The 26,846-nt window shown below is 41.8% G+C and carries 29 protein-coding genes and 2 pseudogenes (1 of these 31 cut by a window edge); 2 read left to right on the top strand and 29 right to left on the bottom strand.

Annotation, left to right across the window (positions count from 1 at the left end; all coding sequences use genetic code 11):
* Positions 1–528, bottom strand: partial view of a 23S rRNA (uracil(1939)-C(5))-methyltransferase RlmD gene (rlmD, locus tag QM956_RS06850; RefSeq protein ID WP_261020686.1) — the 5' portion only. It extends 828 nt beyond the left edge of the window; the window shows 528 of its 1,356 coding nt (coding positions 1–528); it begins with the start codon at positions 526–528; the stop codon falls past the left edge of the window.
* 37 nt (positions 529–565) lie between these two features.
* Between rlmD and recX the strand changes: the two genes are divergently transcribed.
* Positions 566–1,342: a recombination regulator RecX gene (gene recX / locus QM956_RS06845; RefSeq protein WP_265483370.1), complete on the top strand. Its 777-nt coding sequence runs from the start codon at positions 566–568 to the stop codon at positions 1,340–1,342.
* 88 nt (positions 1,343–1,430) lie between these two features.
* The gene (gene ntdP / locus QM956_RS06840; RefSeq protein ID WP_000775316.1) at positions 1,431–1,964 is read left to right on the top strand and encodes a nucleoside tri-diphosphate phosphatase; all 534 of its coding nucleotides are present in this window, start codon (positions 1,431–1,433) and stop codon (positions 1,962–1,964) included.
* 235 nt (positions 1,965–2,199) lie between these two features.
* Here the strand turns inward: ntdP and QM956_RS06835 are convergent, their stop codons facing one another.
* From QM956_RS06835 to infB, 28 genes and pseudogenes are all read right to left on the bottom strand, one after another.
* Positions 2,200–2,967 carry an epoxyqueuosine reductase QueH gene (locus QM956_RS06835; RefSeq protein ID WP_265482403.1) on the bottom strand — a complete coding sequence of 256 codons (768 nt, stop codon included), beginning with the start codon at positions 2,965–2,967 and terminating at the stop codon, positions 2,200–2,202.
* 137 nt (positions 2,968–3,104) lie between these two features.
* On the bottom strand, positions 3,105–4,727 hold the full coding sequence (groL, locus tag QM956_RS06830; RefSeq protein WP_414302366.1) for a chaperonin GroEL: 1,623 nt from the start codon (positions 4,725–4,727) through the stop codon (positions 3,105–3,107).
* A gap of 15 nt (positions 4,728–4,742) precedes the next feature.
* Complete coding sequence (gene groES / locus QM956_RS06825; RefSeq protein WP_000917335.1) at positions 4,743–5,027, bottom strand: co-chaperone GroES; 285 nt, start codon at positions 5,025–5,027, stop codon at positions 4,743–4,745.
* A 155-nt stretch (positions 5,028–5,182) separates the two neighbouring features.
* Positions 5,183–5,578, bottom strand: a complete 396-nt coding sequence (locus tag QM956_RS06820; RefSeq protein WP_060627102.1) for a single-stranded DNA-binding protein — start codon at positions 5,576–5,578, stop codon at positions 5,183–5,185.
* 76 nt (positions 5,579–5,654) lie between these two features.
* Positions 5,655–6,416 carry an SDR family NAD(P)-dependent oxidoreductase gene (locus QM956_RS06815; RefSeq protein WP_414302365.1) on the bottom strand — a complete coding sequence of 254 codons (762 nt, stop codon included), beginning with the start codon at positions 6,414–6,416 and terminating at the stop codon, positions 5,655–5,657.
* Positions 6,417–6,457: 41 nt separating this feature from the next.
* Positions 6,458–7,084, bottom strand: coding sequence for a YtpR family tRNA-binding protein (ytpR, locus tag QM956_RS06810; protein ID WP_261011961.1), 627 nt, complete (start codon positions 7,082–7,084; stop codon positions 6,458–6,460).
* 15 nt (positions 7,085–7,099) lie between these two features.
* Entirely contained in the window at positions 7,100–7,417 is a 318-nt protein-coding gene (locus tag QM956_RS06805) for a thioredoxin family protein (protein ID WP_023948252.1), read from the bottom strand.
* Positions 7,414–7,713 carry a DUF4651 domain-containing protein gene (locus tag QM956_RS06800; protein ID WP_049543840.1) on the bottom strand — a complete coding sequence of 100 codons (300 nt, stop codon included), beginning with the start codon at positions 7,711–7,713 and terminating at the stop codon, positions 7,414–7,416. The genes QM956_RS06805 and QM956_RS06800 overlap by 4 nt, the downstream gene beginning before the upstream one ends.
* Before the next feature lie 262 nt (positions 7,714–7,975).
* A complete protein-coding gene (locus tag QM956_RS06795; RefSeq protein WP_414302364.1) occupies positions 7,976–9,052 on the bottom strand; it encodes an N-acetylmuramoyl-L-alanine amidase family protein in 1,077 nt (358 codons plus the stop codon).
* Between the two features lie 119 nt (positions 9,053–9,171).
* Positions 9,172–10,779, bottom strand: coding sequence for a CTP synthase (locus QM956_RS06790; protein ID WP_000105246.1), 1,608 nt, complete (start codon positions 10,777–10,779; stop codon positions 9,172–9,174).
* 341 nt (positions 10,780–11,120) lie between these two features.
* Positions 11,121–11,708: a DNA-directed RNA polymerase subunit delta gene (rpoE, locus tag QM956_RS06785; RefSeq protein WP_031227756.1), complete on the bottom strand. Its 588-nt coding sequence runs from the start codon at positions 11,706–11,708 to the stop codon at positions 11,121–11,123.
* Between the two features lie 404 nt (positions 11,709–12,112).
* Positions 12,113–13,258 carry an FtsX-like permease family protein gene (locus QM956_RS06780; RefSeq protein WP_247953524.1) on the bottom strand — a complete coding sequence of 382 codons (1,146 nt, stop codon included), beginning with the start codon at positions 13,256–13,258 and terminating at the stop codon, positions 12,113–12,115.
* A 3-nt stretch (positions 13,259–13,261) separates the two neighbouring features.
* Entirely contained in the window at positions 13,262–13,942 is a 681-nt protein-coding gene (locus tag QM956_RS06775; RefSeq protein ID WP_247953523.1) for an ABC transporter ATP-binding protein, read from the bottom strand.
* Positions 13,939–14,514, bottom strand: coding sequence for a TetR/AcrR family transcriptional regulator (locus QM956_RS06770; RefSeq protein WP_247953522.1), 576 nt, complete (start codon positions 14,512–14,514; stop codon positions 13,939–13,941). Before QM956_RS06770 ends, QM956_RS06775 begins: the two co-directional genes overlap by 4 nt.
* 118 nt (positions 14,515–14,632) lie before the next feature.
* Positions 14,633–14,794, bottom strand: a pseudogene (locus QM956_RS06765) (hypothetical protein); the annotation flags it as partial.
* 20 nt (positions 14,795–14,814) lie between these two features.
* A complete protein-coding gene (locus QM956_RS06760) occupies positions 14,815–15,573 on the bottom strand; it encodes a protein NO VEIN domain-containing protein (protein WP_247953530.1) in 759 nt (252 codons plus the stop codon).
* 172 nt (positions 15,574–15,745) lie between these two features.
* Positions 15,746–18,397, bottom strand: a complete 2,652-nt coding sequence (locus QM956_RS06755; RefSeq protein WP_261023577.1) for a valine--tRNA ligase — start codon at positions 18,395–18,397, stop codon at positions 15,746–15,748.
* Positions 18,390–18,968 (bottom strand): DEAD/DEAH box helicase family protein, encoded by a 579-nt coding sequence (locus tag QM956_RS06750; RefSeq protein ID WP_261023576.1) that lies wholly within the window; start codon positions 18,966–18,968, stop codon positions 18,390–18,392. The genes QM956_RS06755 and QM956_RS06750 overlap by 8 nt, the downstream gene beginning before the upstream one ends.
* A complete protein-coding gene (locus QM956_RS06745; protein WP_261023575.1) occupies positions 18,968–19,528 on the bottom strand; it encodes a GNAT family N-acetyltransferase in 561 nt (186 codons plus the stop codon). The genes QM956_RS06750 and QM956_RS06745 overlap by 1 nt, the downstream gene beginning before the upstream one ends.
* Positions 19,515–20,094: pseudogene (locus QM956_RS06740) on the bottom strand (flavin reductase family protein). The gene QM956_RS06745 and the pseudogene QM956_RS06740 overlap by 14 nt, the downstream one beginning before the upstream one ends.
* 361 nt (positions 20,095–20,455) lie before the next feature.
* Positions 20,456–20,851, bottom strand: a complete 396-nt coding sequence (locus tag QM956_RS06735; protein ID WP_000038635.1) for a helix-hairpin-helix domain-containing protein — start codon at positions 20,849–20,851, stop codon at positions 20,456–20,458.
* 95 nt (positions 20,852–20,946) lie between these two features.
* Positions 20,947–21,201: a DUF1912 family protein gene (locus tag QM956_RS06730; protein ID WP_261023573.1), complete on the bottom strand. Its 255-nt coding sequence runs from the start codon at positions 21,199–21,201 to the stop codon at positions 20,947–20,949.
* Between the two features lie 9 nt (positions 21,202–21,210).
* Positions 21,211–22,545 (bottom strand): DUF438 domain-containing protein, encoded by a 1,335-nt coding sequence (locus QM956_RS06725; RefSeq protein WP_261065723.1) that lies wholly within the window; start codon positions 22,543–22,545, stop codon positions 21,211–21,213.
* Positions 22,545–22,778, bottom strand: coding sequence for a DUF1858 domain-containing protein (locus QM956_RS06720; protein ID WP_000368739.1), 234 nt, complete (start codon positions 22,776–22,778; stop codon positions 22,545–22,547). Before QM956_RS06720 ends, QM956_RS06725 begins: the two co-directional genes overlap by 1 nt.
* A gap of 116 nt (positions 22,779–22,894) precedes the next feature.
* Positions 22,895–23,047 (bottom strand): hypothetical protein, encoded by a 153-nt coding sequence (locus tag QM956_RS06715; protein WP_414302363.1) that lies wholly within the window; start codon positions 23,045–23,047, stop codon positions 22,895–22,897.
* Positions 23,044–23,226 carry a hypothetical protein gene (locus tag QM956_RS06710; RefSeq protein ID WP_138337533.1) on the bottom strand — a complete coding sequence of 61 codons (183 nt, stop codon included), beginning with the start codon at positions 23,224–23,226 and terminating at the stop codon, positions 23,044–23,046. Before QM956_RS06710 ends, QM956_RS06715 begins: the two co-directional genes overlap by 4 nt.
* 207 nt (positions 23,227–23,433) lie before the next feature.
* Positions 23,434–23,784 (bottom strand): 30S ribosome-binding factor RbfA, encoded by a 351-nt coding sequence (gene rbfA / locus QM956_RS06705; RefSeq protein WP_001273601.1) that lies wholly within the window; start codon positions 23,782–23,784, stop codon positions 23,434–23,436.
* 250 nt (positions 23,785–24,034) lie between these two features.
* Entirely contained in the window at positions 24,035–26,836 is a 2,802-nt protein-coding gene (gene infB, locus QM956_RS06700) for a translation initiation factor IF-2 (protein ID WP_414302362.1), read from the bottom strand.
* Positions 26,837–26,846 lie beyond the last annotated feature (10 nt).

Here is a 26,846-nt window from a genome sequence, read left to right as displayed (position 1 = left end):
TAGGCGATTAGCAATCACTTGGGTTTCCTTATCTTGTACTAGGCAGTCTTTCAACTCTACCAAATAATGAGAGTTTTCTGCATACAGACCTGCCTTGACCTGATTTTTAAATTTTCGAGTCTGAAATTGTAACTTAGCACGATAGTACTTGGGTTCCTGCATACCAATCGTCGGGCGGATTTCATAGTTTTCATATCCTGCAGGAGCGAATTTTTTCAGCGCTTGGTGAAGTAAGTCCGTCTTGAACTCCAGCTGCTTATCATAATGCAGGTGCATGATTTGGCAACCACCACATTCATTATAGATAGTACAAGCTGGCACAACTCGGAATTTTGACTTCTTATTAACCTTTAGTAATTTTGCTTCAACAAAGTTGCGTTTAATAGAAGTAATCTGACAATAGATATCTTCACCTTTGAGTGCTCCAGGTACAAAGACTAATGTTTTTTGGTAAAAGCCGATTCCCTCACCATTAATTCCCATGCGCTTGATTTTTAATGGTATTTTTTGTTTCACTTTCAGATTCATACCCCTATCTTATCACATTTTGAGTTATAATAGAACTATGAAAATCACAAAACTTGAAAAGAAAAAAAGACTCTATCTGATGGAGCTTGATAATGGCGACAAATGCTACATTACTGAAGATACTATTGTTCGTTTTATGTTATCGAGAGATAAGGTGATAGGTGAAGAAGAATTAAAAGAAATTCAGGACTTTGCTCAATTTTCTTATGGTAAGAATCTAGCCCTCTACCACCTATCCTTTAAAGCGCGCACTGAAAAAGAAGTCAGAGAATATCTAAAAAAATACGATATTGATGAAAACATAGCTTCTAAAGTTATTATTAATCTTAAAGAAGATAAGTGGATTAATGATGATCAGTACGCTTATGCTATCATCAATGCCAATCAACTTTCAGGAGATAAGGGGCCTTATGTACTGATTCAGAAATTAGCACAAAAAGGAATTTCAAAAGCTACTATAGAAGAGATTCTGAAAGAATTTGATTTTTCGGAAGTTGCTCAACGTGTAGCTAATAAACTATTGAAAAAATATGAGGGAAAACTTCCAGCTCGTGCCTTGCAAGATAAGATTATCCAGAACTTGACTAACAAGGGCTTCTCTTACTCTGATGCTAAAGTTGCTTTTGACGAGTTGGAGAGTCAAGTTGACCAAGAAACGACTCAGGAACTCATCTTTAAGGAACTTGATAAGCAATATATTAAATATGCCCGAAAGTATGAAGGATACGAACTTAAACAGCGTTTAACCCAAGTTTTAGCACGAAAGGGCTATGATTTTTCGGATATAGCAAGCGCTCTCAGAGAATATCTTTAATATTTTCATGTAAAATTCACAGATTTTAGGCAATTTTATGGTACAATAGTAAACGATAAACTTATAAATTGTAGAAAGTTGGTTAGTTATGAAGCTTCCAAAAGAAGGCGACTTTATTACAATTCAAAGTTATAAGCATGATGGGAGTCTCCACCGAACTTGGCGGGACACCATGGTACTAAAAACAACAGAAAACGCCATTATTGGTGTCAACGATCATACACTGGTTACCGAAAGTGATGGTCGTCGTTGGGTCACTCGAGAACCGGCTATTGTTTACTTTCACAAGAAATATTGGTTTAATATCATTGCCATGATTCGTGATAATGGGATTTCCTACTATTGCAATATGGCTAGCCCCTACTATCTGGATGAAGAAGCACTGAAGTATATTGATTACGATTTAGATGTTAAAATTTTTACAGATGGGGAAAAACGTCTCTTGGACGTTGAGGAGTATGAGCGTCACAAACGCAAAATGAATTATTCTGATGATTTGGACTATATTTTAAAAGAACATGTCAAAATTCTTGTTGATTGGATTAACAATGGACGTGGTCCTTTCTCAGAAGCCTATGTAAACATTTGGTACAAGCGCTATGTAGAACTAAAGAATCGGTAAAGTTGTCAAACTAGGGTGAAATCCCTGGTTTTTTATTTTAATACTCAATGAAAATCAAAGAGCAAACTAGGAAACTAACCGCAGATTGCTCAAAATACTGTTTTGAGGTTATAGATAAGACTGACGAAGTCAGTCACATATATATACGGCAAGGCGACGTAGACGCGGTTTGAATTTGATTTTCAATTTGATTTTCGAAGAGTATAAAAACCCAGCTTTGCAGCTGGGCTTATCCTTATATATCTAATTTCGTAACTGTAAATTTGATGTGGGAATAGTCTTTTTCAACATCCTTATCCAGCAAGAAAGCCGTGGCATCTTTCTTAACCTGAACCAGGTCAATATTCTGGGATTGGGCTGCATAGACGCATCCACAATAACATTGACGGTAGATGTCATACTCTTCACACATCTCTACTGAACGTTTGTAGCCTTGATTTTTCTTGAAATCGCTGGGAAGATAGTGGGTGGTATAAATCTTTTGCACATCGATTCCGATGCTGTTAATGGTTTGAGAGTTCTTATGAGGACTGATGGTCAAGGCTGAGCCAAAGTAGTCAAAGCCCAAATCCATAGCCACTTGTGCTGTCTTATCCAGTCGGTAGTCAAAGCAAACCTTGCAACGGTCGCCACCTTCTGGCTCTTCTTCCAGTCCTCTGACTAACTTACGATATTCATTTGGTTCGTAGGGAGCTTCTAGATACTGGACCGTATTTCCTGTCCGCTCATTGAAATCACTGACAAATTTCTTGGTAACATAAGCCCGCTTATGGTATTCTGCCTTGGGATGGATATTGGAATTGGCAAAATAGATGGTCACATCTGCATACTTGGTCAGGTATTCTAGGGTATAGGTACTGCAAGGGGCACAGCAAACATGCATGAGAATAGTTGGACGTTGCTCATTTTTCTCCCATACTTGTACCATCTTCTGCATGACACGGTCATAATTAATTTTCTGATTAGGGTTCATCTTGTTCAGAATTTCTTCTACATCGATCATGTTTTTCTCCTTTTTCTAGTCTTATTTTATCATATAAGTTAGGAGAGCTCAAATCTATTTAGAAGTGAATAGCATAAAAAGGAGGGGTAGGCATTCCCTCCTTTTGTATTTTTTATAAGTTGTTTTCTATAGAAAGCTTACATCATACCGCCCATCATGCTTGGATCCATGGCTGGAGCTGGGACTACTGGTTCTGGTTTGTTAGCTACAACTGCTTCTGTTGTCAAAATCAAGCTGGCTACAGATGCTGCATTTTGAAGGGCTGAACGGCTCACTTTAACTGGGTCGATAATCCCCTCTTCAATCATATTGACCCACTCACCAGTTGCTGCGTTGAAGCCTGTACCAACTTCAGCATTCTTCAAACGATCGATAACAATAGATCCTTCAAATCCTGCATTGTGGGCAATTTGACGAACAGGTTCTTCCAAAGCGCGGAGAACAATATTGCGGCCTGTTGCTTCGTCTCCTGTTAATTCCAAATCAGCCACGGCTGGGATGACATTGGCAAGGGCTGTTCCACCACCTGCAACGATTCCTTCTTCAACAGCTGCACGAGTAGCGTTAAGGGCATCTTCAATACGGAGTTTCATTTCTTTCAACTCAGTTTCAGTTGCAGCTCCGACTTTGATTACTGCGACACCACCTGACAATTTTGCCAAGCGTTCTTGTAATTTTTCACGATCAAATTCAGATGTTGTAGTTTCGATTTGAGACTTGATAACCGCAACACGGTGAGAAATCGCTTCAGGATTTCCAGCACCTTCTACGATAACCGTGCTATCTTTGTCCACAGTTAGTCTCGCTGCTTGACCAAGAGCTTCAATTGTCGCATCTTTCAACTCAAGACCAAGGTCTTCTGTGATAACTGTTCCGCCTGTCAAGATGGCAATGTCTTCAAGCATGGCTTTGCGACGGTCACCAAAACCAGGTGCCTTAACTGCTACTACGTTGAAGGTTCCACGAATCTTGTTCAAAACAAGGGTTGGAAGAGCTTCGCCATCCACATCATCCGCAATAATCAAGAGTGGACGATTGCTTTGGAGAATGCTTTCGAGGAGTGGCAAAATTTCTTGGATATTGGAAATCTTCTTGTCGGTAATTAAGATATACGGATTTTCAAGGTCAGCCACCATTTTTTCGCTATCTGTCACCATGTACTGTGAAAGGTAACCACGGTCAAACTGCATTCCTTCTACGACTTCAAGCTCTGTTTCCATACCACGTGACTCTTCGATAGTGATGACTCCGTCTTTGCCAACTTTTTCCATGGCTTCAGAAATGTATTCGCCTACTTTTTCAGAACGAGAAGATACGGCTGCAACCTGAGCGATAGCTTCTTTGTTGGCAACAGGGATGGCATTGTTTTTCAAGGCTTCAACCGCTGCAGCAACTGCTGTTTCAATCCCACGACGAATTCCGATTGGATTGGCACCTGCAGTGACGTTTTTGATGCCTTCACGGACAATTGCTTGGGTCAATACAGTTGCAGTTGTTGTTCCGTCACCAGCGATATCATTGGTTTTTGAAGCTACTTCTGATACCAATTTGGCACCCATATTTTCAAAATGGTCTTCCAATTCGATTTCTTTGGCAATGGTCACACCGTCATTGGTAATCAAGGGTGAGCCAAATGATTTTTCCAACACAACGTTACGACCTTTTGGTCCCAAGGTTACTTTAACAGTGTCTGCAAGGATATCGACACCACGGACCATAGCTGAACGGGCATCTGATGAAAATTTAATTTCTTTTGACATACTTACTTTCTCCTTCTATTCTTCAATGATAGCCAAGATGTTAGCTTCGCCTACGATGATGTACTTTTCATCGCCATCTTTGACATCAAGACCTGCGTGAGCTTCAACTAAGACACGGTCTCCAGCTTTAACACTTGGAGCAACCAAGTCACCGTTCAAGGTACGAACACCTTGTCCAGTAGCCACTACTGTAGCTGTTTTCGTTTCTTCTTGGGCTGATTTTGCGAGGACAAAGCCTCCAACAGTTTGTTCTTTTTCTTCAATTTTCAAGACCACACGGTCTCCTAATGGTTTCAACATCTGCTTTCCTCCATGATGAGATAGATATTATTAGCACTCTTTATACCTGAGTGCTAATTCATAGTTCTATTGTATCACTTGGTCAGAAATAGTCAAGAAAAAAGTCTGACTTTCTCAAGATAAAAAGCCTGAGACCAACTCAGACTTTTTAATGCTTAAAATGGCAATTCTTCCTCTTCCAAAACCAAATCCGCCAAATCTTGTCCTGCATTATTTTCACGCATGGCACGTTGAGCACGACTTTCCAAGAGTTGGAATCCAGTAACAAGTACTTCGGTCACGTAGTTCATCTGACCATTTTTCTCAAAACGACGGGTACGTAATTCTCCATCCACTGAAATAAGACTACCTTTGGTTGCGTAGCTTGCCAAGCTTTCTGCTAGTCTGCCCCATAGGACCATATTAACAAAATCAACTTCGCGCTCCCCATTTTGGTCTTTGTAACGACGATTTACAGCGATAGTTGCTCGCGCTACTGACTTGTCATTGTTGGTTTTGTGCAATTCTGGTGTAGACGTCAAGCGTCCGATTAAGATAACTTTATTATACATATTTTCTTCCTCCTACTTATCTATTCGTAAGAAATCAAAAAAAAGTTACAGAAATTTGTAACTTTCGAGGAATTTTTTAGTTTTTATGAACCATGAAACCTGTCGCCTGTTGATTAGCCATAATGGTCATATCTGTAATTTGCACACGACGAGGTTGACTAGTCACATAGACCACTGTATCTGCAATATCCTGAGCTTGCAAGGCTTCTATTCCTTGGTAAACGGACGCAGCCCGCTCTTTATCACCGTGAAAACGCACTGTAGAAAAATCTGTTTCGACAATTCCAGGCTGAATAGTCGTCACCTTGATATCCGTTGCGATGGTATCAATTCGCAGACCATCTGAAAAGGTCTTAACTGCTGCTTTGGTAGCTGAATAAACTGCTGCACCTGCATAGGCATAAATTCCTGCGGTTGACCCCATGTTGATGATATGTCCTTGATTGGCTTTTACCATTGCTGGCAAGAAACAGCGAGTGACTGCCATCAAACCTTTGATATTGGTATCCAACATGGTCAGCATATCCAACTCTTCATAGTTTTGATATGGAGCCAAGCCAAGAGCCAGGCCTGCGTTATTGACTAGGATGTCAATCTGACCTATCGTTTCTAGAATATCAGAGCAGACAGCCTTTACCATGTTCATATCCGTGACATCTAGCGGAAAAGCCCAAACTGTTTGATTTGGGAAGGTCTCTGCAAACTCCGACTTGAGGATTTCTAGTCTGTCTATCCGTCGTCCAGTTAGAACCACATTCTCACCCTGCTCCAGATAAGCACGCGCAATCGCTTCACCGATTCCTGATGTCGCTCCTGTAATCACAACATTTTTTGCCATCTTATTTCCTTCTATCTGGTCTATCAGATATTAACAACTTCTTAGGCAGTCCAGTGTTTAGCTGGATCAAATGGAGTTCCGACAACTTGGTCTTCTGATAATTCAATAATACCACGTTTTTGCGGAGCATTTGGCAGCTGCAATTCACGAGGACTACACATCATGCCAAAACTCTTTTCACCACGAAGTTCACCTGGGAAAATGAGGTTGCCTTTGGGCATCATTGCTCCAGGAAGGGCTACAATGGTTTTCAACCCGACACGCGCATTAGGAGCCCCTGCAACGATTTGTACAGTCTTATCACTTGCGACTGCAACTTGGCAGATGTTGAGGTGGTCACTATCTGGATGGGCTACCATCTCAACAATTTCACCAACAACAAACTTAGGTTCCTTGTCATTAACAATTTCCTCTGCAAAGCCTTCCGCCTGCAACTCTTGGTTCAAACAAGCGACTTGCTCATCTGATAAAAAGACTTGACCGCGCTCTGCAATTTCAAACAAACTTGAAACTTCGAAAATATTCCACGCCACTGTTTCCCCATTATCTTTGAGGAAAACACGAGCTACCTTGCCTTTGCGCTCCACATCCAGTTTGGCATCTCCGCTATTTTTCGCGATGACCATAAGGACATCACCGACATGTTCTTTGTTATATGTAAAAATCATTGTTTCCTTTTTCTCCTATTTCAGTCCTGCTAAAAAGTCGTTAATTTGTTGCTTGCTTTTACGGTCGCGGTTAACAAAACGGCCAATTTCCTTGTCCTTTTCTAGAACAACAAGGCTAGGGATCCCGTAAACATCCCAGAGTTTGGCCAAATCCATATACTGGTCTCGGTCCACTCGAATAAAGTTGAACTCTGGATTGGTCTCCTCAATTTCTGGCAAGGCAGGATAGATATAACGACAATCGCCACACCAGTCCGCCACAAAAAGAAAGACCTTCTTGCCATCTTTTTCCACTAAAGATGCTAGTTCTTCTAAACTTGCTGGTTGTATCATAGGACTTCCTCCTCATAGACTAGGTCTTCATTTTCATAGACAAAGGTATAATGACGGCCATCCTCAAAAATGACGCCACCAACCAAGCTCTCTAGACTGCTTTCATAGTCCTGAACATAGAGTGTCGCAATTTCCCCCATGTCTGAAAAATGGTCTCGTACAATCGCTGTCAACTCTTCCTGAGTCTTCATGAGCTTACGGTCATCTGCAACTTTTTTCGTAGCAAGGGCAAGGCTTCCAATACCTAGCAGAGCCAAGCCTGCCATCCACATTTTTTTAGCTTTCATACCATTCATTTTAACACAAAAAAGGCTTTAGGACAAATGAGGAAGCAGCAGAAAAGCAAGTAAAAAGCCTCTTCCTTTAAGGAAAAGGACTTCTTATACTCAATGAAAAGCAAAGAGCAAACTAGAAAGCTAGCCACAGGTTGCTCAAAGCACTGCTTTGAGGTTGTAGTTTGAGGTTGTAGATAGAACTGACGAAGTCAGCTCAAAACACTGTTTTGAGGTTGTGGATGAAGCTGACGTGGTTTGAAGAGATTTTCGAAGAGTATTATTCTTATTGCCAGACACCTGAGTTGCCAACGTAGTAACCATCAGGTGTGTAGGTATTGCGAAGCATCTTACCTGATGAAGCTAGATAATACCACTTGCCATTATCTTTGACCCAATCATTCGCTAGCATGGCACCAGAAGAACTTACATAATACCATTCTCCCTTATCATAAACCCAAGTGCTTGCTTTCATGGCTCCTGAAGTTGATAAATAGTACCACTTGCCTTGGTCGTAAAACCAGTCACTAGCAATCATGCCTCCTGATGATTTAAAGGCATACCAGTTGCCACCTTGATATAGCCAAGTTTGATTGAACATGATCCCTTTATCATTCATAAAGTACCAAGTTCCCTTGTCCTTAACCCAATCATTCTGCACTAATTGACCTTGTTTTTGATAGTACCAGTTTTGATTTGATTTTAGCCAGCTTTCTGCTTTTACAATCGGATAAAGTTCTTTGAAAGATCCTCCATCATCATATTTATGACTGATAGATTTTGTTTTTTCTAGTTTCAAGTCGTCATTATCATAATTTGCCCAAGCAAAAACTTTTTGACCATTAACAGTCTCTGGTAAAGTAGCAGTGTAAGTCTTGGTTTGATAATCCCATTTAGCATCGAGGTAAGTGTATTGATTATTTGATTCTTCAATACGATAGTAACCTCTCTTTCCACCTTCATGATGTACATCGTCAACCACTTTCGTTGACCAGGTCTTCACTTCGTTTCCGCTCTTGGCTTCTACCTTGATATCTCCTCTATAGCCATATGGAACGTAGAAATTCAGATAACGCCCTTCTACTCCAATCATAGACTTGTTCTTTTCTTGACCTAGGAAATTGACAGTCTGATCTTGACCATTGAGACTAACCGTCCACTCGATTTTCTCGGTTTTTGGCAAATCCAAGACTTTGATATCCACTTCATGACCATTATTAAACCGAAGAATGTTGCCATCTTGATACTGAACTCCACATTTAACAACCCATTCTTCTTTTAGCCCGAATGCCTGACCTGAATGAGGAAAAGCCAGTAAAGCTAGGCCTGCTAGAGACAAACCAAATAGTGTGATTTTTTTCATTGTAAATCCTCCTTAACTTTTGTTATGTTAATTATATCACTATGTTTTTAATTTGCAAATCTTATCCTAAATATGCAATCAAAAAACCTCTGAGATTGTTCTCAAAGGTTCTGATTTAGCTAATTACTGTTCTCAACAGCTGCAGTGACAAAAGCAGTGTAGAGTTCTTCTGGGCGGTTTGGACGGCTTGAAAGTTCAGGGTGATACTGACAAGCCACAAAGAATTTATTTTCAGGAATTTCCACAATTTCTACCAAACGATTGTCTGGAGAAACTCCTGAGAAGACAAAACCTGCTGCCTCAAACTGCTCACGGAAGGCATTGTTAAACTCATAACGGTGACGGTGACGGCGTTGCACCACTTCTTGATTGTGATAAGCAGCTGCTGCCTTAGAACCACGTTTCAACTTAGATGGATAAAGTCCCAAGCGAAGGGTTCCCCCCATATCCTCAACATCAATCTGATCACGCATGATATCAATGATAGGGTATTTTGTTTCTGGTGCAAGTTCTGCAGAATTGGCACCTTCAAGACCCAAAACGTGACGAGCAAACTCGATACAAGTCAACTGCATTCCCAAGCAGACTCCCAACATTGGAACATCATTTTCACGCGCATAACGGATGGCTTGGATTTTCCCTTCAGTACCACGTTGACCAAAACCACCTGGCACGATGATTCCGTCCGCATCAGACAAGAGCTCTGCTACATTCTCTGCCGTCACATCATTGGCATTAATCCAATTAATCTTAACTTCTGCGTCGTTAGCATAACCAGAGTGTTTCAAGGCTTCAACCACAGAGATGTAGGCATCTTGCAACTCCACATACTTACCAACAAGGGAAATCTTAACTTGTTTCTTAAGGTTCATGACCTTGTCCACCATGGCTGACCATTCTGTCATATCCGCTACTGGTGCGTCTAATTTCAAATGGTCACAAACAATTTGGTCCATACCTTGTGCCTGCAAATTCAATGGAATTTGGTAAAGGTGTTCAACATCCAACGATTCGATAACGGCTTCTGGTGCCACATCACAGAACTGGGCCAGTTTGTTTTTAATTCCTTGACCAGCTGGCTCTTCTGTACGAATAACCAACATATTTGGCTGGATTCCCAATCCACGCAATTCTTTTACAGAGTGTTGAGTTGGTTTGGTCTTCATTTCACCAGCAGCCTTGAGGTAAGGAAGTAAGGTTGTATGGATATACATGACATTATCCGCACCCACATCTGCCTTCATCTGACGAAGGGCCTCTAAGAATGGCAAGGACTCGATATCTCCTACTGTTCCACCAACCTCTGTAATAATGACATCAGAATCAGTCGTTAGAGCGGCACGCTTGATTTTTTCTTTCAAAGCATCTGTAATATGAGGAATGACTTGAACAGTTGCCCCAAGGTATTCTCCACGTCGTTCCTTACGAAGAACTTCACTGTAAATTTTACCAGTTGTCACGTTAGAATATTTGTTAAGATTGATATCGATGAAACGTTCATAGTGACCCAAGTCCAAATCTGTCTCAGCTCCGTCATCTGTCACAAAAACTTCCCCGTGCTGGTAAGGGCTCATAGTTCCCGGATCAATATTGATATAAGGGTCAAACTTTTGAATGGTCACTTTGAGACCACGATTTTTCAAGAGACGGCCTAGACTTGCTGCCACAATCCCTTTCCCAATAGACGATACCACACCACCAGTTACAAAAATATATTTCGTTGACATAGATTCCTCTTTCTAAAATGCTCAAGGTCTTGTCAACTACGAGGGGACATAGAAAACAAGACCCTACTAATAAGAATAATCTGGAACGACTGCACCAGATTCACAACTAATACTCTTCGAAAATCTCTTCAAACCGCGTCAACGTCGCCTTGCCGTACGCAAGTACAGCCTGCGGCTAGTTTCCTAGTTTGCTCTTTGATTTTCATTGAGTATAAAATACAAGAAGATAACTTCTTGAAAAAACAAAAATAGCTCCCTAAGAACTAGGGAGCCCCGACCTCTAAAAGAGGTGCCCGAACAATATGATACCTAAAAATAGGATAATTGTCAATAGCTAACTTTTATTCCTCGATGTTTTCAGAATCATCATCTGAAAACTCGTCGTCTTCTTCGTTGAGATCCACGTCTTCACCCAAGTCATCTGGGGCGATTTCGTTGATTTCTGCATCGTAAGCTTCCACTTCGTTTTTCTCATCATCTGGATTTTCATCATCGTATGAAAGAGCAGGATCTGCTTCGTATGCATCTTCGTCTTCTGGATCATCTGCATTGTAGTCAATAGCATCTGAATCACCATCCATGAAGGCATTGACACGTTTTTTCTTAGCTTTTGGTGCTACTTCATCGTCATCATTTTCTTCAAGAGCGATGATCTCTTCGTCGATTTCGTCCACACCATACCATGAACGAAGGCCCCATTTGTTGTCTCCAAGTGAGATGAAGCTACCGTCAAAGTTCAACTCTGTGTAAAACAAAGGCAAGGCTTCACGGATATCGCTGTTTGATGTTCCAAGGTAGTTTTGAATTTCGTTTACAAGATCGCTAAAATGCATCTCGTGGTCGCGACCACGAAGTTCCAAGATAGCACGCGCTACCTCAATCATAGATAGTTCACTTTTTTCTTGCCCAGCAAATACTTCTAATTCCAAAGCGTTTCTCCTCATTTATACTACTATCGCCAGAGCAAACACACTCTGACCTCATTTTATCATTTACTCTTTATTTTACGATAATTTTGCAGAATAGTCAAAGGTTAAGAAAAAATAAAGGTGAAATATTTCAGCTAATTGAAAGACCTGTGTAACATGACCACAGGTATATTGATTTATTTATAACTCAAGGCTGCAACTCCAATACCAACCACAAACTGCAAGAGGATTCCTACAGAGATAAAGGATTATTTGTTGCGTCAAAACAAGTAAAAAGATCATTTCAGGTTCTGCCAGTAACTTCGTTTTCTTTCCTTTATTTCATTTTCCCTAGAATAGTGAAAAATCCTTCTCTTGTTAATGAGTTTCATAAGAAAAGGGCTGGAGAATCCAACCTTCTCTATTTATTCAGCTAAGAGTACTTCTTTGATGGTTTGCTTTTGGAGTTTTCTGTTGGATAGATAAAAGAGGCTTTCATAAACCACAGCAAAACCGATCAAAGTCCAGAAGCAAACATTCCCATCAAAGTGATGCTCAATCTTTTCAGGAACCGTATCTTTGATCACACCAATCAAGATTTCCATGATAGCGTACTGATAAGCCGTCCCAAGAACAAATCCTAGATAGGTCCAGAAACGATAGGGAGATAGGATATGGCCTTGGCATTCACGATCTGTGTAGCCAAAAGTCTTCATAAGAGCCAGGGTTTCGCGACTTTCTGAGACGACAATCCCCAATGACAAAAAGAGAATAGAGAAAGAAAGGATCAAGCCAATCATGATCATCATGGTTTGGATGATGTCATCTGCGTAGTCCCTTAGACCAAAGGACAATTGAACCATGGCTGCAAAACACATAGAGCCAAAGACTACAAAAAACAGGATAGATTTTCTCCCCCAAATTAGTGACGAAGACAGCTCTTTTAGGAAGTCTTTCTCTTTCTTAGGAGCCCTCTTTCTCCTTTTGACCTTGATTGGTGTTGGGGACTTTTTCAATAAGCGAAGAGCCGGCGTTTGTAGTTGTCTTCTAGCATAACCAACTGCGATAAGCATAAAAAATGCCGTTGGAAGGACCACAAAAGCAAGCAAGAGCTGCCAATGAAAATGAATGGTGATTTCTGGCAGGATCCCCTTTTCATTCCGGAAGTCATAAAAATGCCCCATCATAAGAAAAGAAGCGAAATAGCCAAGAAGCGCTCCGGCACCAAAACTGAGCCCAAATGCCCAAAATCGTTTAGCCAATTGGCCATTGCTATAGCCCAAAGCCTTTAAAATTCCTAATTGTTCCTTGTGATCATCGACAAATTGTTTGATATAAAAACACATGAGAAGGACCGACGTCAAGGACAAGACGACTCCACTGACCATGGCAACCATCCAAGAAAGCGAAATCTGAACATCATAGTAAGTCTGAATCATGGGATTGGTTTTAGAAATCTCCAACTGCTCGATATCCAAGTAAAAATTCAAGAAGAGATTGGCCACAAAGACCGCACAAGCCCCAATTATACTGACGACAACTAATTTTCGAATATCTTTTACTGAAAACATGGCTTACCATCCAATCTCATAAGCAGTCTGAGGCTGATCATTGGTCACAACTTCGGTAATCTTTCCACTATTGACACGAATGATGGTTCTTGCCATATCCGCAATATTTTGGTTGTGCGTCACCATGATGAGGGTCAAACCAAGCTTTTCCTTTAACTCCCAGATATAGTCGAGAATCTTGCGCCCCGTTTCTTCATCCAGGGCTCCCGTCGGCTCATCTAAGAAAAGAATCTCTGGCTTTTTGGCCAAGGCCCGAGCAATGGAGACTCTCTGCTGTTCCCCACCTGACAATTCACTCGGATACTTGTCCAGCTTATCGCCAAGTCCCAAATCCTCGAAAATCTGCAAAAAATCATGATTGTTTGCCAGGTCTGCCCCCATCTTTACATTCTGTCTGACTGTTAGATTAGGCAATAAATAATACTGCTGAAAAATAAAGGCAATCTTCTCACGTCTAAAGGCTGTTAATTGAGTATCTGTGAGTTGAGCTAAATCCTGTCCTTGAATGAGGATATGTCCCTCGTCTACCTTTTCTAAACCTGACAGAACGTTTAAGAGAGTTGACTTGCCTGATCCAGAAGGACCGAGGATAACCACATCATCCTGGTCTTGAATCTGCAAATCAATCCCTTTTAAAACCTTGGTTTGGCCGTAACTTTTGTGCACATTTTCTAGTTGAATCATTTCTTTCCTACCATTTCTTTGATGAGAGATTGACAAACCTCTGTCAGTAATCCAATCACTTCTTCCATGCTGAATTGATAAATACCAGAAGCAACCATTGAGGCCATCCCGTGTGAGTAGATAAATAGATGCTGGTACAAGCGACCAGCCTCCTCTACAGTCAAAGGATAGTCTGCGACGATCGAATCCAGAACCAATTGGTAACTATGATCCTTCATGGGAAGAAAATCTTGAAAGCGACGAATCGGATCTTTGCTGGGATTTTGGAAAAGCAATTGAAAGAGTTGGGGTTCTTTTGAGGCGAAAAGGATATAAGCAACCCCGACGGATCGAAAAGGCTTCTCATCTTCTAAGGCCTTACGAATATACTCCACCACGACCATTTCCGCAGCACCAATAACCTCTGCTTGTAACTCGGCCATATTGGCAAATTGCCCAAAAATGACTCTTGGTGTGGCTCCCAGTTGCTCCGCTAATGCTCGAGCCGTCAAACTAGCCATGCCCTCTTCTCTCACCAATTGTAAAGCTCTTCCAATGATAGCCTCTTTACTAAATTTAACCTTTGGTGGCATAAGACTCCTTTCACGTAACATTTGTTGCGCAACACTTGTTGCATAAAAGAATACCATAAAAAAGAAAGACTTGTCAAGAAAAAACTGTAAAACACAAAACAAAAAGACCGCGAACTTTTTATTTCTTTACTACCCAGCCAATGGTATCGCTAGGTGGATTTTCGGTATCAATCCAGATGACTTCAATACCGATTTCCTCATTTTTAAACTTAGTCAAGCCAATACCGTTGATTTCCAGTTCATTGAGTCGTTGACCTGTCAAGACTTCTCGTTTTTTCAACTAGAAAAGTTAAGGGGGAACTAATACAAATCTTCTAAGCTTCTATATTCAATGATTTCATTTTTGATAATATTCTTTTTAAACTCAAAATGTTTTAAAGGATTATCGATTAACACTAACTTTGGAATATCATCTAGGTTGGTGACTAGAGATAAAATAAAATCTGATTGAAACTCTTTAGCTTTCTCAAATTCGTTGGCAGTCAAACGAATGCGACCCTTAGATTTTCGAATTCCTTTAACTTCGGCAAGATAGGAATGCTCTTGAACATCTACTTGGAAATCATATCCATCACCATAAAGACGGGCATCGTACAATAGTCCACCTTGAAATTTTTCTTCTTTATCAAAGTTGAGTATAAAATAATTTTCTGCTTCCATTCCAGTTTCTTGTAGACGTTTGAATTTAGTTTGAATAATTGGTTTTTCAACGATAGTTATGCCTTTTTTCTTTCCTTCACTAGCAAGTAACATTTTAACGATTTCAGCATAACTATGAACATCTTCATTTCCAAACATCATATCAATTAAATCTTTACGAAAACGATAAACTTCAGCTTTCTGCCACCAACCTTTTCTATTATTGTCAAAATAAGGATCAAATAAATCCATTCTATTTGTTACAACTCCAGTTGTTTCAGCAATTCCCAGAGAAACCACATAGCGATAAAACTCCGACTTGCTAGAACATTGAAATTCTCTTATAAAAAGCTTGTCAAACTTGGCAAGACCGTAGCCAATTAAATTTAACAATTCATAATGAGGGTGTTTATACTCAATGAAAATCAAAAATCAAACTAGGAAGCTAGCCGCAAGCTGTACTTGAGTACGGTAAGGCGACGCTGACGTGGTTTGAATTTGATTTTCGACGAGTATTAGACATCACTTTCTCCATCAATAAATATTGATTTCATTATACCAAAAAACACGGCATTCAGCCGTGTTTCTATGTTTATTTCACAAGTTTCTTCATCTCATCAATACGTGCGACGGTCGCATCGTATTTGGCTTGGTAGTCGGCTTGTTTGTCGCGTTCTTTTTGGACGACTTCTGGCTTGGCATTGGCTACGAAGCGTTCGTTAGAGAGCTTCTTGCCGACCATGTCCAGTTCTTTTTGCCATTTAGCCAGTTCCTTGTCGAGACGAGCGAGTTCTTCTTCGACATTGAGGAGGTCTGCTAGTGGCAGGTAGATTTCTGCTCCTGTGATGACGCTTGACATAGCCAGTTCAGGGGCAGGGATGGTTGAAGCGATTTCCAAGTGTTCTGGATTTGTGAAGCGTTTGATGTAGTTGACATTGCTGTTAAAGAAGGCTTCCAATTCGCTATCACTTGTCTTAACAAGGATTGTTATCGGCTTGCTCGGTGCTACATTTACTTCCGCACGCGCATTACGAACAGCACGAATCAAGTCTTTGAGGCTTTCCACACCTGTGTGAGCCGCAAGGTCTTCAAAGGCTGGGTTAACAGTTGGGTATTCTGCTGTGACGATAGAACCTTCTGAGATTTGTCCAAAGATTTCCTCTGTCACGAATGGCATGATTGGGTGAAGGAGACGAAGGATCTTGTCCAAAGTGTAAAGGAGAACAGAACTTGTGATGACTTTCTCTTCTTCGTTATCACTATAAAGGACTTCCTTGGTCAACTCAACGTACCAGTCCGCAAACTCATCCCAGATGAAGTTGTAGAGGATGTGACCAGCCACACCAAATTCAAACTTATCAAAGTTTTCAGTGACTTTTCCGATGGTTTCATTGAGGTTGTGGAGAATCCAGCGGTCTGTGACATTTCCAGCTTCCTTGTTGGCAACTTTTTCCACATTGGCAGTTGCTTGCTCAAGGGTCAAGCCTTCATTGTTCATGAGGATGTAGCGAGAGATGTTCCAGATCTTGTTAATGAAGTTCCATGAGGCATCCATTTTCTCGTAAGAGAAGCGGACGTCTTGACCTGGTGCAGAACCGTTTGAAAGGAACCAACGCAGGCTATCTGTTCCGTACTTATCAATAACATCCATCGGATCAATCCCATTGCCCAGTGATTTAGACATCTTACGGCCTTCCTCGTCACGAATCAGACCATGAATCAATGCATTTTTGAATGGCGATTTGCCAGTAAATTCCAAACCTTGGAAAATCATTCGAGATACCCAGAACGGGATAATATCATAACCAGTCACCAAAGTTGATGTTGGATAATAACGTTTGAAGTCTTCTGAGTCGACATCAGGCCAGCCCATGGTAGAGAATGGCCAAAGGGCAGAACTGAACCACGTATCCAAGACGTCTTCGTCCTGAGTCCAACCGTCACCTTCTGGAGCTTCTTCGCCGACATATATTTCACCCTCAGCATTGTACCAAGCAGGGATTTGGTGACCCCACCAGAGCTGACGAGAGATTACCCAGTCGTGGACATTTTCCATCCATTGGAGGAAGGTATCGTTGAAACGTGGAGGGTAAAATTCTACCTTGTCCTCTGTGTCTTGGTTGGCAATAGCATTTTTGGCCAATTGATCCATCTTGACGAACCACTGAGTAGACAAGCGTGGCTCCACCACAACACCTGTACGCTCTGAGTGACCAACACTGTGGACACGTTTTTCGATTTTAACGAGGGCACCGATTTCTTCTAACTTAGCAACGACTGCCTTACGAGCTTCAAAACGGTCCATACCTGCAAATTCGAAGGCCAAGTCGTTCATGGTTCCGTCATCGTTCATGACGTTAACTTGTGGCAAGTTGTGACGTTGACCAACCAAGAAGTCGTTTGGATCGTGGGCAGGTGTGATTTTAACCACACCAGTACCAAACTCAGGATCTGCATGCTCATCCCCAACGATTGGGATTAATTTATTAGCGATTGGAAGGATGACATTTTTACCAATCAAGTCCTTGTAGCGTGGATCCTCTGGATTGACCGCAACCGCAACGTCCCCAAACATAGTCTCAGGACGAGTTGTTGCCACTTCAAGGGCGCGTGAGCCGTCTTCCAGCATATAATTCATGTGGTAGAAGGCACCTTCCACATCCTTGTGGATCACCTCGATATCAGAAAGGGCTGTGCGAGCTGCTGGATCCCAGTTGATGATAAACTCACCACGGTAGATCCAGCCTTTCTTGTAAAGGTCCACAAAGACCTTACGAACAGCTTTTGACAAACCTTCGTCAAGAGTGAAACGCTCGCGTGAGTAGTCTACAGAGAGCCCCATCTTGCCCCATTGTTCCTTGATAGTAGTGGCATATTCGTCTTTCCATTCCCAGACCTTGTCGAGGAATTTTTCACGACCGAGGTCATAGCGGCTGATGCCCTCACCACGCAAACGCTCCTCAACCTTAGCTTGAGTTGCAATCCCAGCATGGTCCATCCCTGGAAGCCAAAGGGTATCAAAGCCTTGCATGCGTTTTTGACGGATGATGATATCCTGAAGAGTCGTATCCCAAGCGTGACCAAGGTGAAGTTTACCAGTTACGTTTGGTGGTGGAATCACGATTGAATAAGGCTTAGCCTTTTGATCGCCTGAAGGCTTGAAAACATCAGCATCAAGCCATTTTTGGTAACGACCAGCCTCAACCTCGGCTGGATTGTATTTAGGTGAAAGTTCTTTAGACATGTGTTTGTCCTTTCTCTATTGTATTCATTTTATTTTGAATTTGCTTAGCAGCTTCTTCTGCAGACAAATTCGTATTATTTATTTTAAAGTAGTGGTGCAGCTCATTCGGTTGATGTCGGGAATTTAATTGAAGTGTTTCAGCGGTCTCTAAAATTTCTCTTTCAGATACCTCAATATGCCGTTTCAAGGGCTTGTGCTTCAACCGGTTCTCCGTTTGATTTCGATGTAAGCGCTCCTCAAGACTTGTTTCCAACTCCACAAAAAGAATCTCTTGATGATAGTCATCCAACAAATCCTGAATTTGCTTCAAATACAGCAGCTGGTACTGATTTGAAAAATCAATTACGTCTGTTAAAATTACTGATCGCTGATTTCTTACACTTGCTCCAAGGAAAGAAAAGGTAATTCCACGAACAAATTCCCACATTTCCTCTGTAAAGTCCTGATAGATTTCTAATGCAAAATCGATGGCTTGATGGTTATAAAAGAGGGTAGAATCCGTCAGTCGAGATAGTTCTTGACCAATCGTCATTTTTCCTGAGGCTGGAGCACCAATGATGAAAAGATGCATTAAATTACCTCCCACTCACTCCTCAGCAAGCCATATGTCAGGCTGTCACAGCGATTTCCTTGAACATCTTTACGGTCTCGGATACGAGCTTCGAAGGTAAAGCCAAGCTTTTCCGCGACTTGTTGACTTTGGACATTATAGTCAAAGCAAGTTAGTTCAATCTTGTGAAGACCCAAATCTTTAAAGGCTAAATCAATCAAGGCTCGCGCTGCTTCTGGTACATATCCTCTGCCCCAATAGTCGGGGTGCAAGGTATAGCCAAGCTCTAGCACATCATCCGCATGGCGATGGTTGAAATCAACAGAACCAATGACTTTATCGGTTCCTTTGACGACAATCCCATAGCCAACTGGGAGATTTTCCTTTTGATTGCGTTCGGGAAGGATATGCCCTAGATAATAAATCTCGTCTTCCAAGGTCTTGACGGGTGGAAAACCTGCTGGGTAAGAGACTTCTGGACGACTAGCATAGTCAAAGATATCCTCAGCATCTGCCACTGTACGAACTCGTAGGACGAGTCGTTCGGTTTCTAATCGTTCTGGTAATTCAGCTCTTGCCATCCTTCTTCCTCGCTTTCTTGATAAAGCTCCCCATAGGGTCAACACGGTTATCTAAATAGCGATAAACGCGCTGGTGACCGTCCCCCATAAAGTAAGTCGGTGAAAAACGGTCATTTTTAAAATGCCCTTTCTCATCCAAAAAGTTCTGGGTCAACAAGTCGCTCAACAATCTTAGCGAAAATATGACAAATTCCCTCTTCCTCAACAATCCTATCTACCTGACAATCCAAAACGACTGGACAATCCTCTAAAATCGGTGCCTGAGTTCGTTCAGAAATTTCATAATGCACTCCCAAACGTTCCAATTTCTCCCGATGACTGATAAAACCAGCCTGCTCCATCTCGAGCATGAGATTTTCATCAGGGATATTCACGGTGAACTGTTGATAATGCTTAATTTGCTCAGCCGCATTTTCCTCAGCTCCGACACCAATGACTAGCCAATCTCCCAAGCTATAAGAGGAGCTACAGGTCGTAATATTGTGTCCAAAATTCTGATCCTGATACCCCAAAATGAAGATAGGAAAACCATAATAGAGTTTACTTGTTTTAAAAGATTGCTTCATAACAACCCCCTTTGACTAAGACACAAAAGAAAAGCCCTGCCATCTACATGACAGGGACGAATATGCTTATCCGCGGTACCACCCAATTTCGGGCAGAGCCCGCAACTTTAATCTTCCTGTTTCTCCTTTATGACGTCATTAGCTCGCTTTGGCGTACTTGAGTACAGCCTGCAACTCGTTGCCTAGTCCTAAACGGAAACAAAAAGACACTTTTATTTCAATTTTTCATCCATTAGCAACCAGTTTTGACACATTTGTGGACTTCTCAGCACCGCCACTTTCTGTAAAATGTGGGATTCAAAACACCTCTAATGGCTCTATTGTAGCAAGATTTTTTCGGAAATGCAAGGAACAAGAAAAATTACTTGAACTTGATGCCATTTTCTTTCAATTTCTTGATGGTAGCTGGGCCGATTCCTTTCAAGGCAAGGAGTTCTTTTTCAGTCCAGTTTTTGAAATCTGAAGCAGACTTGATGCCTTCATCATAGAAAGTTTTGGCACGATCAAGTGGAAGTCCACCCAAGTTTGCTGCAAAATCTTCTACAGAATTGGCTACTTTTTGAGCTTGCTCTTTGGTAGCTTCTACTGCTTGTTCAACTTTTTTAGAAACAGCCTTACCAGCTTGGCTTGCTGACTGCTCTGCACGTTTCACGACTTTTTTTGTCTCTTCTACAACCTTAGTCACAGTACTTGAAAAGGCACCTGCACGACGGAGGCTATTTCGTAATTGTTTTTTACGATTGAGTTTCTTTGACATGATAAAATCCTTTCAATAAAAAATCCCTGCTCTGACAAGGATTTAATATAAATATTCTATCAAGATTTTAGTAAAAAATCAAGAATCTATCTCGTTTAATAATTTCGCTCACCAAACAAGCCTTCTGGCAAATCATGAAATCCCTTGCCTTCCTTGAAGTTTTCAAACTTACCAAGCAAGAATTGATAAGCATCCAAACGACTTTCGTAGCGAATCATGGCATCTTTGGCACGCTCGTCTTGGTCTTCTTCGTAGACTTTTTGGCTTTCCTTGTGTGCCATGTCGTTGATCATGATTTGGGTATTGACCCAAGCCTCAAATTCATTCATAAATTCTTGTTCGTAACTCATTTTTTCTCCTTATTCTAATCCACGGAAATAGTCCGTGTCAATCTCACGGTAGGGCTGGATATCCTGAACGTACTCCAACACACCTTGGAATTCTCCCTCTTCATCGTGCACTGCTGCGTAGGTGATGTGGACAAACTTGCCTCGTGACTCAGATTTGAACCACATTTCATACTTATCCTTGGTCCCCTCACGAAGTCCCTTCATGATAGTCTTGACCTTACCCAAGTACTTAGGCGGATGGCAGAGTTCGACATTGCGCCCGACTTGGGACGGTGTCCGTTTGAAAATCATCTCATCAGCTGGCGTATTGTCATTGTAATACTGGAAAATATCGTCTTTATTGACAAAGGTAATTTCCATGGGAAGGTGATTGAGGATGAGATTGGCCTGCTCGACCGATAGATAGCCATTCCCAAAAGACTGCTGACTATGGCGATCCAACACTGCTTCCTTTTCCTTAGGAGTAAAGGTAATGGTAAACTGTCCTTCTGGCGTATCGATAACTTGCTGAAGTTGACCTTCTGCCGTATCTAGCTGTACAGGCTCCCCTGCACTATCTTCCTCAACAAAACTCTGGCGTTCTGGCACCCATTTCTCAGATGGACGGATAATAGCATAGCCATAAGCGTCGCTCTCCTCCGCAATTTGAAGCCAGTCATCCTGAGTAAAGGACTCAAGGAGAATCATTAGAAGGATGGACTCTTCCTTGAAAATCATACTTTCAAACTCTGTCGCAAAGGCTTCAAAATCTTCTTTTACAGTGGAAATCGGCACTTCAGGTAGTGACTTGGCTGTCGCTAAAGCTGTTTGAAAGAGTTCCCTAATCTGGTCATCCACTCCCCACATCACTTTTGGGGGTGAATCATGTCCATAACGCTCCATGATGGGGAAAAAGAGCTCTTCCTTACGCTGGTAGTGGATGTCAAATTGCCCCAAAAGTCCCATCTGACGGACCAAACCCTTACGCATCTCCGTAAGCATTTCCTCATCTTCCATAGACTCATAGGTATCTAACAATCTACGAATACGAATCAAGGCCGCACGGAGGGCCAGATTTTCTTCCTTAAAGACCCGAACTGGGTGACCAGGGTGTTCAGTATCTGCTACTTCTACACCTTTGATAGCATTTTTAAAAAGATTGGCATGGACATCACAGAGTTCCATAACATCTTCAAAGGTGACACCTGAGTCTGAGTTCATCAGCTCGTGCTCCATGAGGGAAATCTCGATGGCTGAGACACCCGCAAAGGTCGCATCAAAGCGCTCCTGAACCGACTCAGGAGAGGCGCCATTATGCAATTCTAACAAAATATCCCGTAGGACATGAATCCGTTCATCTGCCATTAGTCTAACCCAATCACTTCGTAGCCGTTTGCTTCCAGCGTGCGGACAATCTTGTCCATAGGGGTTCCTTCAAGCTTAGAACCCTGTTTGAGCGATACTTTACGACCAACGGTGTTGCGCATCAAAGGATTGGCAAGTGGTTTAAAACCCAGCTCCACTAGAATTTCTAAGACTTCTGGATGCTTGTCCACCACTTCTGCAACAGGAATTGACACATCGATGATATTGTCCATGACGACCTCCATTGAATATTCTAAAATGATTTTACTGCTTATATTATACCATATGGAGAGAGATTAAAAAACTAGCAGTGGAGTTCCTGCTAGTTCTCTGCGACTTGGATTACCATCTAGATAAGTTTAAAGAGCCAATCCAATATCTTAAATAATATCTTGTAAAACAGCAATTGGACTGCAAAAGAGATGATCATCCAAAAGAATTTCAAAATCCCAATAATCGGTTTGATAAAAATAATGGCAAGAATTGCCCAGAAAAATTTCATTCTCTCTCCTCTGGCTTGATGAGCCATCGAGCCGTATCCATTAGCTTATCTGCAATAAAAAGTTTACCTAGACCGACAACAACATTGTCATCTTTCTTTATCGTTTTCATTACTTTTACACCTTGTACGGTCAAAAAGTAATTACCATAAATTTTAGCAAAAGCTTTGATAGGCCCCATATTATCCTCCCTCGTTTAACTACACTTTCAAAATATTGACGATACCAGTCTTGCTGGCTATTTCTGTGAAATTTACTCTTTTCATTTCCTATAATATCATACAAGTTGAATTTTATAAGGCTTTTTAATAATGTTTAACTCTGGAAAGATTCTGCCAGCATGTTTATTGCCTTTTCCTCCACCAAAAAAGAGGGTTGCCCCTCTTCTTTAGTTCTTATCCAGATTGCGTAGCATTTCGTCAATCTTGTTTCCATATTCGATGGATTCGTCTTTGACGAAAGTCAAATCTGGGATTTTGTACAATTTCAAATTGCGACCAAGTTCACGTTTGATAGTACCAGTTGCTTTTTCAAGCCCGATTTGGGCTTTTTGATTATCTGAAGCAAGGTTACTCAAAATGGTGTAGTAAACCTTGGCTACAGACAAGTCACCCAGCATCTGAACATCTGTGATGGTCACGCCTTGGACACGCGGATCACGGACTTTCTTTTGCAAAATCTCATTGACTTCACGCTTGATTTCCATGCCCACACGATCCGTACGGAAATGATTTGCCATGATATTCCTTTCTCTACTTTGAACCAAAAGCTAGGCCAGCAGACCTAGCTATTTTTAAACTTTTTGATTTTCAGTTCAAATTGAAACGAAGTTCAATTTGAACTCATCCGCTTCTTTCGCTGTGGTGAAAGTGATGGAACTGATTTATCAGTCCCATCACAGGGGATTTTTGAGACCCTAGGCTCAAAAATAAGCAATGAAACCATCGGTTTGCTTGCGTCCCTCACCACCTAAGAAAGGAGCAAAAATCTTATCTTTTAATTTCTTCCATGACATAGGCCTCAATCACATCATCCATCTTGATATCATTGTAGCCATCGATCATCAATCCACCTTCACGGCCGTTTGTAACTTCTTTGACGTCGTCTTTGTAGTGTTTCAAGCTAGCAAGTTCGCCATCATAGATAACAACACCGTCACGGATAACACGGACTTTAGAGTCACGGGTAACCTTACCGTTGATAACCATGAATCCACCGATAGTTCCCACTTTAGACACCTTGAAGGTTTCACGGATAACCGCTTCACCGATAACTTTTTCTTCGAATTCTGGATCAAGCATCCCTTTCATTGCTTCTTCCATCTCTTCGATAACCTTGTAGATAATGCTGTGGAGACGGATTTCCACATCGTCAGCTTCTGCTTGTTGACGAGCTTGTGGTGTAGGGCGTACGTTGAAACCAACGATAAAGGCATTTGAAGCTTCCGCAAGTGTTACGTCAGATTCATTGATGGCACCAACCGCTGAGTGAACAATGGTAACTTTAACACCTTCCACATCGATCTTTTGAAGTGAGGCAGAAAGGGCTTCAACAGAACCTTGTACGTCAGCCTTAATGATAACGTTAACAGACTTGAGTTCACCAGCTTTAAGCGTATCAAAGAGGTTTTCAAGGCTGACACGTTGAGTAGCTTGACGTTGTTTCATAAGGGCACGTTTGGCACGTTCTTCACCTGCTGCACGCGCAGATTTTTCATCTTCGTAGACAGCAAAGTGGTCACCCGCCATTGGCGCTTCGTTCAAACCTGTGATAGAAACTGGTGTTGATGGTCCAGCAACCTTAACACGACGACCAAGGTCGTTGGTCATAGCACGGACACGACCGAAGGTATTTCCGACAACGATAGGGTCTTGAACATTCAAGGTACCTTGTTGAACAAGAAGGGTTGCGACCGCACCTTTTCCTTTATCCAAGCGAGCTTCGATAACTGTACCGATTGCACGAACTGTTGGGTCTGCCTTAAGTTCTTGGATTTCAGCCACAAGAAGGACTGTTTCCAACAATTCTTCGATATTTTGGTTGAATTTAGCTGAGATTTCAACAAATTCAGAATCTCCACCCCAAGCAGTTGACATGACACCATGCTCTGCCAATTCACCGATAACACGTTCTGGGTTAGCACCTGGTTTATCAATCTTGTTAATGGCTACGATGATTGGAACGTTCGCCGCTTTTGAGTGGTTAATGGCTTCGATAGTCTGAGGCATAACCCCGTCATCTGCCGCTACGACCAAGATCGTAATATCGGTAACAGAAGCACCACGCGCACGCATAGATGTAAAGGCCGCGTGTCCTGGTGTATCAAGGAAGGTAATCTTCTTACCATTTTCCACGATTTGGTAGGCACCGATATGCTGAGTGATACCACCTGCTTCACCTGTCGCAACACGAGAGTTACGAAGGGTATCTAAGAGTGTTGTTTTACCATGGTCAACGTGTCCCATGATGGTTACAACTGGTGGGCGCTCAACCAATTCATCTTCATTGAGATAACCATCTTCGACAAAGAAACGTTCGATGTCGGCATTATCCACTTCAACTTTTTGTTTGGCTTCGATACCATAATCCACCATGAGGAGTTCAATTGTTTCCCCATCCAAGGATTGGTTTTGTGTGGCCATGACACCCATCATGAAAAGTTTCTTAACGATTTCAGCTGGTTCACGTTTGATACGTTTTGCGATTTCCGCAACGGTCATACCATCTGTATATTCAAATTCTGTTGGCAATTCATGGAATTTACGCTCCGTAACAGGTTTTGGAGTCTGATTACGGTTGTTCTTGTTATTGCCTTTTTTGTTCTTTTTGTTGTTATTCCAGTTACTATTCTTTTGATTTCTCACTTGATTTTGACTACTTCGATTCTTTTGTTGTTTTCTAGGACCATCTTCTTCGTGATCATAATCGTCACGTTCTTTGTCTGGTCGAGCTTGTTTTTTACGACGTGTATCCACTGGCGCTTCTTTAGCTACAGGAGTAAGTTCAACCACTGCTTGAACTTGCTGTTCTTGTTGCGCTTGTTCAGCTAACTTAGCCACTTCTTCAAAGATTTCCTCTGGCTCCTTGCGTTTGTTTGCTTGGGCCAAGGCTTCTTTGGCAGCCTGAGTCTGCTTGAAACGTTCCTCACTTGAACGTGCGTACTCTGCATTTTGCTCTGCTTTTAGGGCTGCTGCACGGGCTTTAAAGTCAATACGTGGAGCCGCTTGATGTGGACGTTTGTCCTCTTGTTGACGGCGCTCATTTCCACGATTTTGCTGACCTTGCTGTCTCTTAGCTTGGTCATTAAAACGACGATTGTCGCGGTTGCCTTGACCTTGTTTTCCACCATTGCGGCCGTCGTTTTTCTGACGGTTTCCGTTTTGTTGTTGGTCACGGTTATTGCTCTTATTTTGCTTGCGTCGTTCTGCCTGCTCTTTGGCACGAGCTTCACGCTCAGCCTTAAAATTACGGCTTTGCGGTTTAGCTGCTACTTTGTCTGCCTTCGGAGCGACTGGCTCAGCCGGTTTTGCCTCTTCCTTAGCTACAGCTGGTTTAGCTGGCTCAGATTTCTCAGCTTTCTTTTCTGCACTTGCTTTTGGTGCTGCAGGTTTTACTTCTGCTTTCGGAGCAGCTGCGGACTTAAAGCTGGCAGCGATTTTTGCAGCGACAGCTTCTTCCACACTTGATGAGTGGCTTTTCACATCCAAGCCCAACTCTTTTGCACGCGCTACAACTTCTTTACTTTCTTTTCCAAGTTCTTTTGCGATTTCGTACAATCTTTTCTTAGACAAATCATGTCCT

This window comes from Streptococcus mitis (genome assembly GCF_047460035.1).
Taxonomy (GTDB): domain Bacteria; phylum Bacillota; class Bacilli; order Lactobacillales; family Streptococcaceae; genus Streptococcus; species Streptococcus mitis_DW.
The sequence above is the reverse complement of the archived record's forward strand: the minus strand, read 5'-3'. Positions and strand labels throughout refer to the sequence as shown.

Excerpts from the sequence above, each read along its gene's own strand:
- recX (WP_265483370.1), top strand. The coding sequence starts at position 566 with ATGAAAATCACAAAACTTGAAAAGAAAAAAAGACTCTATCTGATGGAG.
- ntdP (WP_000775316.1), top strand. The coding sequence starts at position 1,431 with ATGAAGCTTCCAAAAGAAGGCGACTTTATTACAATTCAAAGTTATAAG.
- QM956_RS06835 (WP_265482403.1), bottom strand. The coding sequence starts at position 2,967 with ATGATCGATGTAGAAGAAATTCTGAACAAGATGAACCCTAATCAGAAA.
- groL (WP_414302366.1), bottom strand. The coding sequence starts at position 4,727 with ATGTCAAAAGAAATTAAATTTTCATCAGATGCCCGTTCAGCTATGGTC.
- groES (WP_000917335.1), bottom strand. The coding sequence starts at position 5,027 with ATGTTGAAACCATTAGGAGACCGTGTGGTCTTGAAAATTGAAGAAAAA.
- QM956_RS06820 (WP_060627102.1), bottom strand. The coding sequence starts at position 5,578 with ATGTATAATAAAGTTATCTTAATCGGACGCTTGACGTCTACACCAGAA.
- QM956_RS06815 (WP_414302365.1), bottom strand. The coding sequence starts at position 6,416 with ATGGCAAAAAATGTTGTGATTACAGGAGCGACATCAGGAATCGGTGAA.
- ytpR (WP_261011961.1), bottom strand. The coding sequence starts at position 7,084 with ATGATTTTTACATATAACAAAGAACATGTCGGTGATGTCCTTATGGTC.
- QM956_RS06805 (WP_023948252.1), bottom strand. The coding sequence starts at position 7,417 with ATGATACAACCAGCAAGTTTAGAAGAACTAGCATCTTTAGTGGAAAAA.
- QM956_RS06800 (WP_049543840.1), bottom strand. The coding sequence starts at position 7,713 with ATGAATGGTATGAAAGCTAAAAAAATGTGGATGGCAGGCTTGGCTCTG.
- QM956_RS06795 (WP_414302364.1), bottom strand. The coding sequence starts at position 9,052 with ATGAAAAAAATCACACTATTTGGTTTGTCTCTAGCAGGCCTAGCTTTA.
- QM956_RS06790 (WP_000105246.1), bottom strand. The coding sequence starts at position 10,779 with ATGTCAACGAAATATATTTTTGTAACTGGTGGTGTGGTATCGTCTATT.
- QM956_RS06780 (WP_247953524.1), bottom strand. The coding sequence starts at position 13,258 with ATGTTTTCAGTAAAAGATATTCGAAAATTAGTTGTCGTCAGTATAATT.
- QM956_RS06775 (WP_247953523.1), bottom strand. The coding sequence starts at position 13,942 with ATGATTCAACTAGAAAATGTGCACAAAAGTTACGGCCAAACCAAGGTT.
- QM956_RS06770 (WP_247953522.1), bottom strand. The coding sequence starts at position 14,514 with ATGCCACCAAAGGTTAAATTTAGTAAAGAGGCTATCATTGGAAGAGCT.
- QM956_RS06755 (WP_261023577.1), bottom strand. The coding sequence starts at position 18,397 with ATGTCTAAAGAACTTTCACCTAAATACAATCCAGCCGAGGTTGAGGCT.
- QM956_RS06750 (WP_261023576.1), bottom strand. The coding sequence starts at position 18,968 with ATGCATCTTTTCATCATTGGTGCTCCAGCCTCAGGAAAAATGACGATT.
- QM956_RS06745 (WP_261023575.1), bottom strand. The coding sequence starts at position 19,528 with ATGGCAAGAGCTGAATTACCAGAACGATTAGAAACCGAACGACTCGTC.
- QM956_RS06735 (WP_000038635.1), bottom strand. The coding sequence starts at position 20,851 with ATGTCAAAGAAACTCAATCGTAAAAAACAATTACGAAATAGCCTCCGT.
- QM956_RS06730 (WP_261023573.1), bottom strand. The coding sequence starts at position 21,201 with ATGAGTTACGAACAAGAATTTATGAATGAATTTGAGGCTTGGGTCAAT.
- QM956_RS06725 (WP_261065723.1), bottom strand. The coding sequence starts at position 22,545 with ATGGCAGATGAACGGATTCATGTCCTACGGGATATTTTGTTAGAATTG.
- QM956_RS06720 (WP_000368739.1), bottom strand. The coding sequence starts at position 22,778 with ATGGACAATATCATCGATGTGTCAATTCCTGTTGCAGAAGTGGTGGAC.
- QM956_RS06715 (WP_414302363.1), bottom strand. The coding sequence starts at position 23,047 with ATGAAATTTTTCTGGGCAATTCTTGCCATTATTTTTATCAAACCGATT.
- QM956_RS06710 (WP_138337533.1), bottom strand. The coding sequence starts at position 23,226 with ATGGGGCCTATCAAAGCTTTTGCTAAAATTTATGGTAATTACTTTTTG.
- rbfA (WP_001273601.1), bottom strand. The coding sequence starts at position 23,784 with ATGGCAAATCATTTCCGTACGGATCGTGTGGGCATGGAAATCAAGCGT.